9 protein-coding genes are annotated in these 15,711 nt (G+C 54.2%); 7 read left to right on the top strand and 2 right to left on the bottom strand.

The genetic code is table 11. From position 1 onward, the window contains the following. The first annotated feature begins 8 nt into the window (after window positions 1-8). The 3 genes from Q3V30_RS19180 (at window position 9) to Q3V30_RS19170 (ending at window position 5,397) form a co-directional block, all read left to right on the top strand. Window positions 9-1,553, top strand: a complete 1,545-nt coding sequence (locus Q3V30_RS19180) for a methyl-accepting chemotaxis protein (protein ID WP_306208515.1) — start codon at window positions 9-11, stop codon at window positions 1,551-1,553. 604 nt (window positions 1,554-2,157) lie between these two features. Then, window positions 2,158-3,810: a dihydroxyacetone kinase subunit DhaK gene (locus Q3V30_RS19175; RefSeq protein WP_306208513.1), complete on the top strand. Its 1,653-nt coding sequence runs from the start codon at window positions 2,158-2,160 to the stop codon at window positions 3,808-3,810. A gap of 648 nt (window positions 3,811-4,458) precedes the next feature. Next, complete coding sequence (locus tag Q3V30_RS19170; RefSeq protein WP_306208511.1) at window positions 4,459-5,397, top strand: Rpn family recombination-promoting nuclease/putative transposase; 939 nt, start codon at window positions 4,459-4,461, stop codon at window positions 5,395-5,397. Between the two features lie 53 nt (window positions 5,398-5,450). On the opposite strand, the gene sbmA is transcribed toward Q3V30_RS19170, so the two are convergent. Further along, window positions 5,451-6,680 carry a peptide antibiotic transporter SbmA gene (gene sbmA, locus Q3V30_RS19165; protein ID WP_306208509.1) on the bottom strand — a complete coding sequence of 410 codons (1,230 nt, stop codon included), beginning with the start codon at window positions 6,678-6,680 and terminating at the stop codon, window positions 5,451-5,453. Between the two features lie 333 nt (window positions 6,681-7,013). Between sbmA and Q3V30_RS19160 the strand changes: the two genes are divergently transcribed. Next, on the top strand, window positions 7,014-9,983 hold the full coding sequence (locus Q3V30_RS19160) for a sensor domain-containing protein (protein ID WP_306208506.1): 2,970 nt from the start codon (window positions 7,014-7,016) through the stop codon (window positions 9,981-9,983). A 30-nt stretch (window positions 9,984-10,013) separates the two neighbouring features. Here Q3V30_RS19160 and Q3V30_RS19155 read toward each other — a convergent pair whose 3' ends face one another. Continuing rightward, window positions 10,014-11,423, bottom strand: coding sequence for an MFS transporter (locus tag Q3V30_RS19155; protein WP_306208504.1), 1,410 nt, complete (start codon window positions 11,421-11,423; stop codon window positions 10,014-10,016). Between the two features lie 277 nt (window positions 11,424-11,700). Between Q3V30_RS19155 and Q3V30_RS19150 the strand changes: the two genes are divergently transcribed. Genes Q3V30_RS19150 through Q3V30_RS19140 form a run of 3 tightly spaced genes read left to right on the top strand, consistent with a single transcriptional unit; the run spans window position 11,701 to window position 15,544 of the window. Further along, window positions 11,701-12,438, top strand: a complete 738-nt coding sequence (locus Q3V30_RS19150) for a gluconate 2-dehydrogenase subunit 3 family protein (protein ID WP_306208503.1) — start codon at window positions 11,701-11,703, stop codon at window positions 12,436-12,438. 2 nt (window positions 12,439-12,440) lie between these two features. Further along, a complete protein-coding gene (locus Q3V30_RS19145; protein ID WP_306208501.1) occupies window positions 12,441-14,222 on the top strand; it encodes a GMC family oxidoreductase in 1,782 nt (593 codons plus the stop codon). An 11-nt stretch (window positions 14,223-14,233) separates the two neighbouring features. Continuing rightward, on the top strand, window positions 14,234-15,544 hold the full coding sequence (locus Q3V30_RS19140) for a c-type cytochrome (RefSeq protein ID WP_306208499.1): 1,311 nt from the start codon (window positions 14,234-14,236) through the stop codon (window positions 15,542-15,544). Window positions 15,545-15,711 lie beyond the last annotated feature (167 nt).

The following is a 15,711-nucleotide window of genomic DNA, read 5'->3' as shown; positions in this document are numbered from 1 at the left end:
ATCCATTCATGCGTACAAATTTACCCGTCACTCAGCAAGAGTATATGTTTGACGATCGGGCTACACTGATGACGATTACTGATACCAGTAGTCACATCACTTATGCCAATGATGCGTTTATTGAAATTAGCGGCTTTACGCCGGAAGAGATTAACGGCCAGCCGCATAACATAGTGCGGCATCCTGATATGCCGTCAGAGGTCTTCGAGGATATGTGGGCAACGCTGAAACTGGGTGAGCCCTGGACGGCACTGGTGAAGAATCGCCGTAAGAATGGCGACTACTACTGGGTACGGGCTAATGCCATTCCTGTGGTCAGAGAGGGCAAAGTGCAGGGCTTTATGTCCGTGCGCATTAAACCCACCGCGCAGGAAATTCAGGCAACCGAACGGCTTTACCGCGAATTCCGCGAGGGCAAACGTAAAGGGTGGCGTTTCCATAAAGGACTGCTGGTCAGAACCGGCATATTGCGCTGGGCATCCCTGCTCAAAACGCTGCCGCTGCGCTGGCGTATCCGTACAACCCTGATTGCTCTGTTACCTCTTTCATTAGCGGCCGTCTGGATGTTGGGTCTGCCTGTGCAATCTCTGGCTATTTTCAGCGGCATCATGGCGCTGTTACTGATTCTGACTTCGGCCTGGCTGGAGCAGAAGATTTCGCGTCCGATTGAAAAGATGTGCCAGCAGGCGCTGCGCGTGGCAACGGGCGCCAGCCATCAGGTTGACCAGGTCGATCATGTGGATGAAGTCGGTACCACGCTACGGGCGATCGATCAGTTGGGCCTGATGTTCCGCTGGCTGGTGGATGATGTCAGCGGTCAGGCGATCAACGTGCTCAGCGCCAGTGATGCGATAGCGCAGGGCAACAATGAGCTGAGCCGTCGTACAGAACAGGCGGCGGCTAACGTACAGCAGACTGCCGCCACGATGAATGAGATGACCGCGACGGTGCAAAGTAATACCGAAACGGCGCAGCAGGTGAATTCACTGTCGAAAAGCACCAGTGATGTGGCCAGCAAGGGCGGCAAAGCGATGAAAGAGATGGTCACCATGATGGCCGAAATCGCCGAAAGCTCGAAGAAAATTGCCAGCATTACCAGTGTGATTGACGGCATCGCCTTTCAGACCAATATTCTGGCGCTGAATGCGGCCGTGGAGGCCGCGCGCGCCGGTGAGCAGGGCAAAGGCTTTGCGGTGGTGGCTGGCGAGGTCCGCAGCCTGGCGCAGCGCAGCGCCAAAGCCGCCAGCGAGATCAAGAATCTGGTGGAGAACAGCGCCACCAAAGTGCGGCTGGGCAGCGAACACGTTAACGATGCCGGACAAACTATGGATAACATTGTTTCGCAGGTACAGAACGTGACCACGCTGATTGCGCAGATCAGCGCGGCGACTTCCGAGCAGGCGACGGCGCTAAGTGAAGTCAGCCTGGCGGTAGAGGATCTCGATAATATTACCCATCAGAATGCGGCCCGGGTAGAAGAGGGCGCACAGGCATCCGGACGGATGACCCATCAGGCAACGCGTCTGGTAGAAGCGATCACTGTTTTCCGTTAACGCTTACCCGACATCCCTCTTTTGACAAAAAAAAGCAGACCTGATGGTCTGCTTCCTGAACGCCCTGGTGTTGGCGTGATGGAACCCAATGTATTTGCTGTGAGCGGTATTTTAATAACTGCTATAACTTATCCGCTCAGTTCTTTTTAATGGAAAATTATGTTTGCCACAAGCATTTCTTAAAAATCATGCTTATTTTAAGTCATTTCGCACTCGGGTAAAAAAAATTAGCAGAAAAATGTGACTAAGCCGGCATTACAGCGCACAGAATTTTTGGTGATATTCATTTTGATAAGAAAGTGTTAAGAAATAATTCTTTTATCTATCAGTAGATTGAAATTTTGTGTCAAAACGTGACAATAAACTCTCTGGCTCGCGCTGGTCTGAAGAATAAATAAAAACGGGAATATTGCCTGAGTAGAATAATATGTAACCTGATAAGTTAATTGTTCAATTAATGGCATTAAATTAATGTCTTAAGCTTTATCTTAATTCTTCTGCTCTATCCACCTTACATCATGCTCTTTTCTCCCTGTTTACCAGAATAATTCAGCTACAGTTAGTGACTTAGATTCCTTTTCATTTCATCAGAGAGAGAAGCAGCATGAGTCAGTTTTTTATGAATCAGAAGAGCAGCCTGGTTAATGAAGCGATCGAAGGGGCACTGGTTAGTAGCCGGTACCATAATCTGAGCCAGTTAGAGGTAGGGGAAGATATCCGGGTAGTAGTCCGTAATGACTGGGATAAATCGAACGTCGCGTTGATTTCCGGTGGGGGATCGGGCCATGAGCCTGCTCACGTAGGATTTGTGGGCAAAGGGATGCTGACTGCGGCAGTCTGTGGCGATATCTTCGCCTCACCCAGCGTGGATGCGGTGCTCAGCGCCATCGTGAACGTGACCGGTGAGAAAGGCTGCCTGCTGATTGTAAAAAACTACACCGGCGACCGGCTCAATTTTGGCCTGGCGGCCGAGAAAGCAAAAAAGCTGGGATTCAATGTTGAGCTGGTGATGGTAACGGATGATATTGCTCTGCCGGATAATCCCCAGCCGCGCGGCATCGCCGGAACGGCGCTGGTGCATAAAGTGGCGGGCTTTGCAGCCGAACAGGGACACTCTCTGAAAGAGGTGACGGCACTGGCAACGGAAGCGATTACCGCGACGGCCAGTATCGGCCTGGCTTTTTCCACCTGTCATGTACCGGGTGAAAAACGTGACGATCGGGTAGGTGAAGGGCAGAGCGAGCTGGGGATGGGCATTCATGGCGAGCCAGGCGCCTCTACGCTGAAAACGCAAAACAGCGTGGAGATCGTTAACGTACTGACGGAAAAGCTGGCGGAGCATAATGCAAAGGGTCAAAAAGTGGCTCTGCTGATCAATAATCTGGGCGGTTTTTCCGCCTTAGAGATGGCGGTATTGACGCGTGAGACGCTGAACTCCTCTCTGGGGAAATCGGTAAAGCACCTGGTTGGCCCGGCCACACTGGTCAGCGCGCTGGATATGAAAGGTTTTTCCCTTTCAACGCTGCTGCTCTCTCCAGAACTGGAAGAGGCGCTGCTTGCACCAGTGGAAGCCAGCGGCTGGCAACCGGCCGTGGAGGTAAAGGCGCCGAAGCCTGTTAAGGGCGAGAAAACCGCTTCGCATCAACAGACAACCCCGTCTGAAAATGCTGGCGTGGCGGCCGCCCTCCGCACCATCTGTACCACGCTGGTGGGGCTGGAAAGCGAGCTGAATCAGCTGGATGCCAAAGTTGGCGATGGTGATACCGGCTCAACCTTTGCCGCGGGCGCGGGCAAAATTCTGAAGGAGCTGCAGGAGAAAAAGCTGCCCTTAAATGAACTGCACAGCCTGCTAACCCTGGTGGGGGAGCAGCTTGCCATGGTGATGGGCGGCTCCAGCGGCGTGCTGATGTCGATCATGTTTACCGCTGCCGGGCAGAAGCTGGAAGAGGGCGAATCTCTGCCGCAGGCGCTGAGCTGGGGGCTGGACCGCATGCAGCATTATGGCGGCGCACGTCCGGGGCACCGCACGATGATCGACGCGCTGCATCCTGCCTTTGAAGCGTTGGTAGCCGGTAAAGATCTCGCCAGTGTGGCCGCTGCGGCGAAGAGAGGCGCTGACGAAACGGCAAAAATGGTGAAAGCACAGGCGGGGCGCTCTTCCTATCTGAATCAGGATAGCCTGAACGGCGTAAAAGACCCGGGTGCCTGGGCCGTTGAGCAGGTCTTTGCTGCGCTGGCGAAAGAGGCAAAGCCCTGAAGCAGTAGTGCTAAGGCTTTATAAAAAGAGAAAACGCTGAAGCTGTAAAGCTGAGATGCGATCGGAAAGCCCCTTCATCTCCGCCAGGGTGAGTTGTCTGGCGGAATGTTGAAGTGCCGCTGAAGTTTCTTCTGCAGCTAAATCACAAAGAAATGTCAGGTGTCAGGTATAGTTATAAACCTATTCTGTCAAAGTCTGTTTCGTTCTTTATGCCATGTTCATTTTTTAACTTGATGTCTGCACTCTGAAGAAGCAATTTGATCACCTCTCATTTGGTCATCGCATAATTTTTGAGTAACTCACTGTCAGACAACGCCTGCGCGGCTCTCTTTCCTTCATCAGCAGGTTTTACTGCCCATTTCATCCAGTAATATTTGCATAATCCATTATCAACATTAAGGTAAAAAGATATTAGAAAAATTTTTTTTAAGTTTATTAGAAGCGATATAATGCTTCTCAGTACTGATCCTTCAGAGTTAAATATTAATAGATAACTATTAATAATAACTTTTTTGCAATATTAATGCATTCTTTGAGGATGTTATTATCTGAATAGCAAGAAATTACCTCACTGAAATCTGGTGTATGCGTCCGATATATCGCCCTTCAGCTGTGATATCATCACTTCAGATTTCAGAGACTGAATCGATGAAAAAGAAAAGCAACCCTACGCCCCATGACGCTACCTTTCGCCAGTTCCTGACGCAGCCGGATATAGCTCGGGATTTTATGCAACTGCATCTGCCAGCAGAACTGCGTGCTATCTGCGATCTCAGCACCCTGAAACTGGAATCCGGCTCCTTTGTTGAGGATGACCTGCGCCAGTATTTCAGTGACGTGCTTTACAGCCTCAAAACCTCAGCTGGCGACGGCTATATTCACGTCCTGATTGAACACCAGTCCACGCCTGACAGGCATATGGCCTTTCGCCTGATCCGCTATGCGGTCGCCGCGATGCAGCGTCACCTTGAGACGGGTCATAAAAAGCTGCCGTTGGTAATACCTGTGCTGTTTTATACCGGCAAGCGCAGCCCCTATCCTTATTCAACACGCTGGTTTGACGAGTTCGACGATCCGGCGCTGGCGGAAAGGCTTTATGGAAGCGCCTTTCCCCTGGTTGACGTGACAGTCATGCCGGATGACGAAATCATGACCCATCGCAGCATGGCCGCGCTGACTCTGTTACAAAAACATATTCATCAGCGCGACATTGCAACTCTAACCGATCGTCTGGCCACGTTACTGATGGCAGATTATCTTTCTTCACCACAGGTAACGGCGCTGATACACTATTTACTGCAGGCAGGTGAGTCAGCTGACTACGAAGCTTTCGTTCGCGAACTGGCACAGCGGGTGCCACAACACGGAGACGCACTGATGACCATTGCACAGCAACTTGAACAGAAAGGTATTGAAAAAGGCCGCGCGGAAGGCATTGAGCTTGGTGAACAGCGAGGTATTGAAAAAGGTGAGCGTGAGGCCACTCTGAAAATCGCTCGCACCATGCTGCAGAACGGCCTCGACCGCAATACCATCATGAAAATGACCGGCCTGTCCGCGGATGACCTTGCGCAGATCCGACATTAAGCCAATCAATCATTTTAATAGCCCCGAATGGGGCTTTTTTTACAGCCTGACCCTTACTCCACCGTGGCATCTTGCGGGTCGGGTAAACTGTCGAGCGTCCGTTCAAAACTGCGCAGACGTTTGTAGATCGACAGCAGTTCTACCAGCGTCGTCCAGGAGTTAATCAGATACTGGAACGAGCCGCGAACCTGATCGAAGACGTTAGTTATCTGTGTCAGCAACCCAAGCGTAATTGCCCCGGTCACAATCGACGGGAACAGCACAAAGAGGCTGAATACGGCATCAAGCTGCAGATAAAGAATGCGGGCAATATTGAAGTAGAGATAGTGGAAATAGAGGCGGAAATAGTTCCTGCGCACGTTGGAAAACAGTTCGCGAACGGTTGGCGGACGGGCGCGATGGGGATCGTCTTCACCATAGACCAGCTCTTTACGGTAAGCCGCCTCTACCCGCTGATTGCGGAACTCCAGTCCCGGCAGCTTAATGCCGATCACCGCCAGCAGGCCGGTTCCCAGCACTGCCCACAGCAGCGCCGCAATCACCAGTGAATAGGGAATACTGCCCAGAATCGGGATGGTTTTCACATGCACTGAGAGGGCCACAAGTACCGGCAGGAAAGCGATCAGCAGCATAATGGAGTTGATAAAGCTGGTGCCCATATCCTCAAGCGTGGAGGAGAATCGCATGGTATCTTCCTGCACACGCTGTGCAGCACCTTCAATGCCCCGCAACTCCGGCCAGTGCTCCATGTAGTAGTTGTTCATCGCCGTGCGCCAGCGAAAGATGTAGTGACTGACAAAGAACATATTCAGCACGCCTACGACCACCGCAATCATCGCAATGCTCAAAAACCCCTGCAGCTGCACATAAAACGCTTCAATGCTGATGGTATTGGGATGCGACATCGCCTTCTGAATCAGATCATAGAAAGGTTCATACCAGGCGTTTACCGCCACGCTCACCTGCACTGAAAACCAGGTGGCGAAAATAATCAGCGCGGAACCCAGAACGGACCAGCGCTGCCAGGGGTGCGGGCTGACAATGGCCCAGAAGGCGTAAAAGAGCGCGGTGACCGCCAGATAGTAGAGATAAAAGGCCAGCGCGGATGGCGCGATAAAACGCCAGGCATTATTCGGTAGCGGCTGGTGGGCGTTGGCGGCAAAGGCGGGAAAATGAGCGATCCAGTTACTGGCGCCGGCAAACCAGAACAAAATAGCCAGGGCGCTCCAGAGCACGACACTGCCAAAAAACAGCCCCGGTCGGGGGAAAAAAGATTTGAACATAATGACTCCAGAAAGTGTGCTCTTTTTTATAACGCTTTTTACTGTGAACAATCTTATCGCGGTTGTTTCGATAAGTGTCAGTGTTAAATAAATGCTGAATAATTTTTAAACAATGCCGATATAGAGAAAAGAACCTCTGACGGAGAAAAGGAAATCTCTTGAAATTATTGCGCCTTTCAGTCTATAGCTATTAAGATTTTTCTTAGAAAAAACAGGCGGCCTGCAGAACTGAGGCAGCGTTAAGCCTCCTGGCGTCAGGCCCTGACGCAGTTGAAAGCTGGTGACGTATCAGCAAAAGCCCATAACGTCCTCAGCAACCAGGCGAAAAAGACCATGACAGAAAATAGCGATGTGATGTACCGGTTACTGGTGCAGAGCGTAATTGACTACGCAATTTACATGCTCAAACCGGATGGCACTGTAGCCAACTGGAATGCGGGTGCGCAACGAGCCAAAGGCTATTTGCCGGAAGAGATTATCGGCAAGAATTTTTCCACCTTCTACAGCGCGGAGGATCGCGCTAAAGGGCTGCCTGAGCAAGGCCTTGCCACCGCCGCCAGAACGGGGCGTTACGAAGTGGAGGGCTGGCGCTACCGCAAAGATGGCAGCGCGTTCTGGGCGCACGTGATCATTGATGCCGTGTATGCTGAAGATGGCACGGTGATCGGCTTCGCCAAAATCACCCGCGACTGCACAGAGCAGAAAGCCTTGCAGGCAGAGCAGCGCGCGCAGGAGCAAAAATTTCGTCTGCTGGTGGAGGGCGTCACGGACTACGCCATCTATATGCTTGACCCGGATGGCCACGTCGTCAACTGGAACGCTGGCGCAAAGCGTTCCAAAGGCTATACCGCAGACGAGATCGTCGGCAAACATTTCTCTGTGTTTTACAGCACTCAGGAGAGGCTGGCCAAAGTGCCGGAAGCCAACCTGAAAACCGCTTATCGCACCGGACGTTTTGAAGAGCAGGGGCTGCGTTATCGTAAGGATGGCAGCTCCTTCCTTGCGCATGTGGTGATTGACGCGGTGCATGACGACGACGGCAGGCTGATCGGCTACGCCAAGATCACCCGTGACTGCACAGAGCAGCAGCGGCTGCTGGATGAGCAGCGCGAACGTGAGCAGGTTTTCCGTCTGCTGGTGGAAGGCGTCACCGATTACGCCATCTATATGCTGGACCCTAAGGGAATGGTGGTTAACTGGAACGCTGGCGCGCACCGCGCCAAGGGTTACACCGCCGACGAAATCGTGGGCAAACATTTCTCCTGCTTCTATAGCGCACAGGACCGGCTGGCACGCCTGCCTGAAACTAACCTGAAACTGGCCGAAACCACCGGTCGTTTTAACGATCAGGGCTGGCGCTATCGTAAAGATGGCAGTGCGTTCTGGGCACATGTGGTGATAGATGCCATCCGTAATGAAAAGGGCCAGCTGCTGGGTTATGCCAAGATCACTCGTGACTGTACCGAAGTGCGCGAGTATGAGCAGCAGATCCTGCGGGCGAAAGATCTCGCCGAACAGAACAGCACTAAAATGGCTTCGCTCTCTAAATTCCTCGATACCATCATCGCCAACATCCCCTCTTTGGTGATTGTGGAGGATGTGGTCTCCAGAGAGATCCTGCTGATAAACAACAAGGCAGAGCAGCTGCTTGGCCTGTCGCAGAATCAGGTCAACGGCAAAAAGCTTGTTGAGTGCCTGACGCCAGAAATGGGTGAATATTTCGCCCAGCTCTCCTCAGCGGCGCAGCGTAATGAGGGGCTGCATAAAAACGAACAGCTGTTAAATACCCGCGGCGGAGAGCGGATTATCTCTGCCTCTGCCTCTATCATTCGCGGTAACGATGCGCGCAATAATTATGTCCTGCTGATTGCGGATGATGTCACCGACCAGCGGGCGGCGGATGCCCGCATTCATCATATGGCGCATCACGACAACCTGACCAGCCTGCCCAACCGCGTCCTGTTCAGCCAGCGGCTTAATGAAGCGCTGCGGCAAGACCGGGAGATGGGCAAGCTGACCGCCACGCTGGGTCTGGATCTCGATAACTTCAAAAACGTTAACGATGCCCTCGGTCATCAGGTAGGGGACGATCTGCTGCGTGCGGTCGCCAGCCGGTTACGGGGCGTATTGCGGGATGTTGACACGCTGGCCCGTAACGGTGGCGATGAATTCTCCATTGTGCTCCCCTCGCTTTCGCACCAGAAAGAGGCTGAAGCGGTAGCCCGCCGGCTGATTGAAGTGATCCGCGCGCCCTTCAACGTTGACGGCCATAACCTCTCGGTCGGCCTGAGTATCGGTATCGCTATCGGTGGCCGCGAACTCACCACGCCGGAGCAGTTGCTGCGCTGTGCCGATATGGCGCTTTATGAAGCGAAGCGTAACGGGCGCAACCGGTTTGAGCACTTCTCCGTAGAGATGGGTGAAGCCGCCAGCCTGCGCAGGCTGATTGAAAACGATCTGCGTGAGGCGATCACCAGTAAGCATCTGCGGCTCTACTATCAGCCCATCACCAATAACCATGGTCGTGAAATCATCGGCTATGAAGCGCTGATGCGCTGGCATCATCCGGTGAAAGGGCTGATTATGCCGCTGGAGTTTATACCAATTGCGGAGGAGACCGGCCTGATCCACAGCCTTGGCGCTTATGCGCTGTATGAGGCGTGCCGGGAGGCGGCAGGCTGGCCTGCGCATCAGAGCGTGGCGGTCAACCTTTCGCCGCTGCAGTTCAAAAACAGCTCGCTGGTCTCAGTAGTTGAGGCAGCGCTGAAGGAGTCGGGGCTGGAACCGCATCGCCTTGAAGTGGAGATAACCGAGTCCGTGCTGCTGGACAACACGCTGGTAAACATCCGCACGCTGCAAAAATTAAAGGCATTAGGGGTGCGGATTGCGCTGGATGACTTCGGCACCGGCTATTCGTCGCTCAGCTACCTGCGATCCTTCCCGTTCGATAAGATAAAAATTGATAAGTCCTTTATCAACGACATGAAGGAGAGTCGCGAGGCGCTGGCGATTATTCGCGCCATCACCGGAATGAGCCGCAGTCTGGATATTCAGATCACCGCAGAAGGGGTGGAAAGCAGCGAACAATTTGAGCAGTTAAAAAGCGAGGGCTGCACCCTGTTCCAGGGCTACTTCTTTGGCCGCCCGCAGCCTCCGGAGACCCGCCTGAAGGTGTTCCACCCTGCAGAACGTTTTGCGCAGCACTCCCCCGATCGGCATGATAGCGCCGGGGTAATGGGAACGGCAGCGCCGCCGGGCACGGCTGACCTGCATTTCACGCAAGATTCGCTTTCAGATAAGTAACGAAAACCAGCCGGTACCGGCTGGTTTCTCTCAGATCTTCTCCGGGTCAAGGCCGCGCGTCTTTGGCCCAAACAGACCAATCACCAGCATCACAATCAGCATGCTGACCACGATAAAGGCAATCACTCCCGGCGTTCCCGCCACCTGCAGGATCAGGCCGATAAGAATGCTGCTGAACACGGTAGAGAGGCGGCTGAACGAATAACAGAAGCCCACGGCGCGCGCCCGAATAAACGTCGGGAACACTTCCGTCTGATAGGCGTGATAGCTGTAGGTCAGCCAGGCGTTGGAGTAAGTAATGCAGAAGCCACACACGATAAGCAGGATGGGATTACTCAGCAAAGCGAACAGCGTGCCGAACACCACAGTCATCAGGGAGGCAAAGACAATTTGCCATTTATTCTCGATTTTGTCGGCATAGCGGCTGCAGATCAGTGAACCCAACGGATAGGCAAGCGTGATAAAAAAAGCGTACAGCAGGCTGTGGGTGATGCTGGTGCCTTTGCCCGAGAGCAGCGCCGGAAGCCAGTTACCGAAGCCGAAAAAGCCTATCGCCTGGAAGATATTCATCACCACCAGCATCAGCGTGCGCTGACGATATTCTGGCCGCCAGATATCGCGAAAGCGGCCTTTTTGCTGAATGATTTCACCGGTATCAATAGCATCCGGCGCAGGTTCGGTGGAGGGTTTTCCACAGCGTAGCTCCATGCGGGTGACGCCCTGATGTGCTTCCAGATGGCGCCCCTGCTGCGCCAGCCAGCGGGGCGACTCAGGCAGATTTTTACGGATGATCCAGATCACCAGCGAGCAGAGCGCACCGGCGATCACCACCCAGCGCCAGCCGGTTAACCCCAAAATAGTCTGCGGCACCAGCCACCACGACATCAGCGCCACGGCGGGTACCGACAGGAACTGCACAAAAAAGGCGAAAGCAAAGGCTCTGCTACGCAAATAGCTCGGCACCGATTCCGTCAGGTAGGTGTCGATAGTGACAAGCTCAATACCCAGTCCAACCCCCACCAGCAGGCGGAAAAAAATAATCCATTCAGCCTGATGCTGAAACGCCATCAGCAGGGAAAAGAAGCCGTACCAGGCCAGCGCGCACATAAAGGTCAGGCGACGACCAAAGCGGTCGGCGTAAGGCGCCAGCAGGCTCGCCCCGATAAATAAGCCAAGAAAAGTAGAGGAAGCAAAAGCCGCCTGATCGGAAATGCCAAACACTCCCAGCGTACCGAGGTGAAAAATATTCTCCGCTACCAGGCCGCCGCTGATGTAACCCGTCTGGAACAGATCGTAAAGCTCGAAGAAGCCGCCCAGCGAGAGCAGGGCGATAAAGCGCCAGAGACCGGCAGAAGCGGGGAGGGCATCAATACGTTCTGAAAGTCTGCCGTTATTAACCAGCTGGTACGGAGGCATCCCTGTGGATATGACTTCACTCATTTAATTATTAACCTCGTTATTACAGTGCAGTAACTCATCATCCTAAGGCTTAAGCACTGTATTTACTGGCTCAATCGCCTTCTTTGTTAATGATTTTGTGCCATTTTGTTTCCTGTCGCTAAATTTTTGCTAAAAGACCTGTTAAACTGCGCGCCATTGTTACCGGTAACATTTGCGCGGTAACCCCGTTATCCGCCCTGCTCAAAAAAATAATGACCGCAAGCAACCGTGAATCCTTAGCCGTAACACCAGGCGTAAGTTTGATAAGGCAATCTCAATGTCGAATGAAAAAACAGGAAGTTCCCGCCGGGACTTTTTGCTGAAAACCATTACCCTCGCCCCCGCTGTAGCGATTGGCAGCACTGGCCTTGGCGCTCTGACCGCCCCCGTACCGGCCGCCGCAAAAGAGACCGCCCCCGCAGGCCCACAGAAAGCGCGTGATTACCAGCCTGTCTGGTTCACACCAGAAGAGTATGCCTTTATCCAGGCGGCCGTTGCCCGTCTGATCCCGGCTGACGAACGCGGTCCGGGCGCGCTGGAAGCGGGCGTACCGGAATATATTGACCGCCAGATGAACACCCCTTATGCCACCGGCTCCAACTGGTATATGCAGGGACCGTTCCACCCCGATGCGGATAAAGAGCTGGGGTTCCAGTATCCCTTAGTGCCACGTCAGATTTACCGTCTTGGCCTGGAAGATGCCGATGCCGTGGCAAAAGCCCGGCATGGCAACGTCTTCGCCAGACTCAGCGGCGACCAGCAGGATGCGCTGCTGCAGGCGTTTGAAGCGGGAAGCGTGGCGTTTAAGCAGGTTCCGGCAAACGTGTTCTTTACCTTCCTGCTGCAGAATACCCGTGAAGGTTTCTTCAGCGATCCGATCCACGGCGGCAATCAGGGCATGGTTGGCTGGACGCTGATTGGCTTCCCGGGCGCACGTGCGGACTTTATGGACTGGGTTGAACGTGGCGAGCGCTATCCGTTCCCGCCGGTATCGATTCGTGGGGAAAGAGCATAATCATGGCAAATGAAATGAAAAAAGTGGATGCGGTGATCGTCGGTTTCGGCTGGGCAGGATCGATCATGGCTAAAGAGCTGACCGAAGCAGGGCTGAACGTGGTGGCGCTGGAGCGCGGCCCGCATCGCGACACCTATCCTGATGGCGCTTACCCGCAGGTGATTGACGAGCTGACCTATAACATCCGTAAAAAGCTGTTCCAGGATCTGTCGAAAAGCACCGTGACTATCCGTCACAATGCGGCGCAGACGGCCCAGCCTTACCGTCAGCTTGCCGCGTTTCTGCCCGGCACCGGCACCGGCGGCGCTGGCCTGCACTGGTCCGGCGTCCATTTCCGCGTCGATCCGATCGAACTGCGGATGCGCAGCCATTATGAAGAGCGCTACGGCAAAAACTTTATCCCCGCAGGCATGACCATTCAGGACTTTGGCGTCACTTACGACGAGCTTGAGCCGTTTTTCGACAAAGCGGAAAAAGTCTTTGGTACCTCAGGTTCAGAATGGAGCGTGAAAGGGAAAGTGATTGGGCAGGGCAAAGGCAACCCGTTTGCGCCAGACCGTTCAGACAAATTCCCGTTGCCTGCGCAGAAACGCACCTTCTCTGCCCAGATGTTTGCTCAGGCGGCAGAAAAGGTGGGCTATCACCCTTACGATCTGCCCTCCGCCAACACCTCTGGCCCCTATACCAACACCTATGGCGCGCAGATGGGGCCGTGTAACTTCTGTGGCTACTGCAGCGGCTACGCCTGCTATATGTATTCCAAAGCCTCGCCAAACGTAAACGTGCTGCCTTCCCTGCGTCAGGAAGCGAAGTTCGAACTGCGTGAAAACGCCAATGTCCTGCGCGTTAACCTCACCGCCGACAAAAAGCGCGCTACCGGCGTGACTTACGTCGATGCGCTGGGCCGTGAGATCGAACAGCCTGCGGACCTGGTGATCCTCTCCGCCTTCCAGTTCCACAACGTGCATCTGATGCTGCTCTCCGGCATTGGTAAGCCTTACGATCCGGTGACCAATGAGGGTACCGTAGGGCGTAACTTCGCCTATCAGAACATCTCCACCATCAAAGCGTTCTTCGATAAAGATGTTTTCACCAATAACTTTATTGGCGCGGGCGGCGCGGGCGTGGGCGTGGATGACTTCAATGCGGATAACTTCGACCACGGTAAATATGGTTTTGTCGGCGGGTCCCCTTTCTGGGTCAACCAGGCGGGCGTGAAGCCTGTCTCCGGGCTGCCGACGCCTCCGGGCACGCCAAACTGGGGCAGCAAGTGGAAAGCGGCAGTAGCCGATCACTATACCCATCATGTGTCGATGGATGCCCACGGCGCCCATCAGTCTTACCGCAACAACTATCTGGACCTCGATCCCAACTACAAGGATGCGTTTGGTCAGCCACTGCTGCGTATGACTTTCGACTGGCAGGATAACGACATCAAAATGTCGCAGTTCATGCACGATCGGATGCACAAAATTGCCGAAGCGATGAACCCGAAGCTGATCAGCGGCTCACCGAAAAAGCCAGGCACCCATTTCGACACCACGGTCTACCAGACCACGCATATGAACGGCGGCGCGATCATGGGGGAAGATCCCAAAACCAGCGCGGTGAACCGCTATCTGCAAAGCTGGGACGTGCCGAACGTCTTTGTGCCCGGCGCTTCTGCCTTCCCACAAGGCCTGGGCTATAACCCAACCGGTATGGTGGCGGCTCTGACCTACTGGTCAGCGAAAGCGATTCGTGAACAGTACCTGAAAAACCCAGGTCCGTTGGTGCAGGCGTAAGGAGAACCCTGATGATGAAGATGATCCCGGCCCTGTTCCTGGGCATGGCGAGTTTTGCCGCGCTGGCAGATGATAACGGCGCAGAGCAGATCCAACGTGGTGAATATCTGGCGCGAGCCGGCGACTGCGTGGCCTGCCATACCAAAGCGGGCGGCGAGCCGTTTGCGGGTGGCCTGTCGATGGCAACGCCGATTGGCAATATCTACTCCACTAACATTACCCCCGACAAGAAAACCGGTATCGGCGACTACAGCTATGATGACTTCCAGAAAGCGGTACGTCATGGCGTAGCTAAGAATGGCGACACGCTCTATCCGGCGATGCCCTATCCCTCCTATGCCGTGGTCAGCGACAGCGATATGCGGGCGTTGTACGCTTACTTTATGCATGGCGTAAAGCCAGTGGAGCAGCCCAATCAGGAGAGCGACATCATGTGGCCGCTCTCTATGCGCTGGCCGCTGGCTGTCTGGCGCGGCATATTTGCGCCGGATGTGAAGGCCTTCCAGCCGATAAAAGGTCAGGATCCCGTGCTGGCTCGCGGCCAGTATCTGGTGGAAGGGCTGGGGCACTGTGGTGCCTGCCATACGCCGCGCAGTCTGACTATGCAGGAAAAAGCGCTCAACGACAGCGAAGGCAGTGACTACCTCTCCGGCAGCAACGCGCCGATTGATGGCTGGACTGCCAGTAATCTGCGTGGCGACAACCGGGATGGTCTGGGCAGCTGGAGCGAAGAGGATCTTGTGCAGTTCCTGCGTACCGGCTGCAACGATCGGACCGCCGTGTTTGGCGGCATGACCGACGTGGTGGAGCACAGTCTGCAGCATCTCTCTGCGGAAGATGCCACCGCTATTGCCCGCTATCTGAAGTCGTTAGGCGCTCGCGATCCCAATCAGGCTGGTTTTAAAGAGGATAAGAGGGTAGCGAAAGCGCTGTGGCAAGGGGATGAGAGCAAGCCGGGTGCCTCTCTCTATGTGGACAGCTGCGCCGCCTGCCATAAAACCGACGGCAGCGGCTATCAGCGCTTCTTCCCGGAGCTGCGGGGTAATCCTGTGGTTCAGGCTGAAGATCCTACCTCTCTGATCCACATTGTGCTTGGCGGCGCTACGCTGCCCGGCGTGAAAGACGCGCCCTCCAGCATCACCATGCCCGCTTTCGGCTGGCGTCTGAAGGACCAGCAGGTGGCGGATGTGGTGAACTTTATCCGCACCAGCTGGGGCAATACAGCTAAAGCGCAGGTCAGCGCCAGCGATGTGGCAAAAGTGCGTAAAACGGTGCCGGACCAGGGCAATGCGGACGCAGAAAAACTGATGCAGGGCAAATAGCGGCAGCGGTTTTATACGTTCCGCGCAGGGCGAAAAACGGATGCCGGGCAAACAGCAGCATCCGTTTTATCTTCTTCAATGGCCGGGAAATCCGGCCATTTTTATTTCTACAGCCGGGCCTTACGGGATAAATAACCAGACGCAATTCCCGAGATTTCCGATCCCCT

The sequence above is a fragment of the Erwinia pyri genome, assembly GCF_030758455.1.
Classification (GTDB): Bacteria; Pseudomonadota; Gammaproteobacteria; order Enterobacterales; family Enterobacteriaceae; genus Erwinia; species Erwinia pyri.
This window is presented reverse-complemented; position numbering and strand designations above follow the sequence as displayed.

Coding starts and splice junctions, on each gene's coding strand:
- Q3V30_RS19140 (WP_306208499.1), top strand. CDS start 14,234: ATGATGAAGATGATCCCGGCCCTGTTCCTGGGCATGGCGAGTTTTGCC.
- Q3V30_RS19150 (WP_306208503.1), top strand. CDS start 11,701: ATGTCGAATGAAAAAACAGGAAGTTCCCGCCGGGACTTTTTGCTGAAA.
- Q3V30_RS19155 (WP_306208504.1), bottom strand. CDS start 11,423: ATGAGTGAAGTCATATCCACAGGGATGCCTCCGTACCAGCTGGTTAAT.
- Q3V30_RS19145 (WP_306208501.1), top strand. CDS start 12,441: ATGGCAAATGAAATGAAAAAAGTGGATGCGGTGATCGTCGGTTTCGGC.
- sbmA (WP_306208509.1), bottom strand. CDS start 6,680: ATGTTCAAATCTTTTTTCCCCCGACCGGGGCTGTTTTTTGGCAGTGTC.
- Q3V30_RS19160 (WP_306208506.1), top strand. CDS start 7,014: ATGACAGAAAATAGCGATGTGATGTACCGGTTACTGGTGCAGAGCGTA.
- Q3V30_RS19170 (WP_306208511.1), top strand. CDS start 4,459: ATGAAAAAGAAAAGCAACCCTACGCCCCATGACGCTACCTTTCGCCAG.
- Q3V30_RS19180 (WP_306208515.1), top strand. CDS start 9: ATGCGTACAAATTTACCCGTCACTCAGCAAGAGTATATGTTTGACGAT.
- Q3V30_RS19175 (WP_306208513.1), top strand. CDS start 2,158: ATGAGTCAGTTTTTTATGAATCAGAAGAGCAGCCTGGTTAATGAAGCG.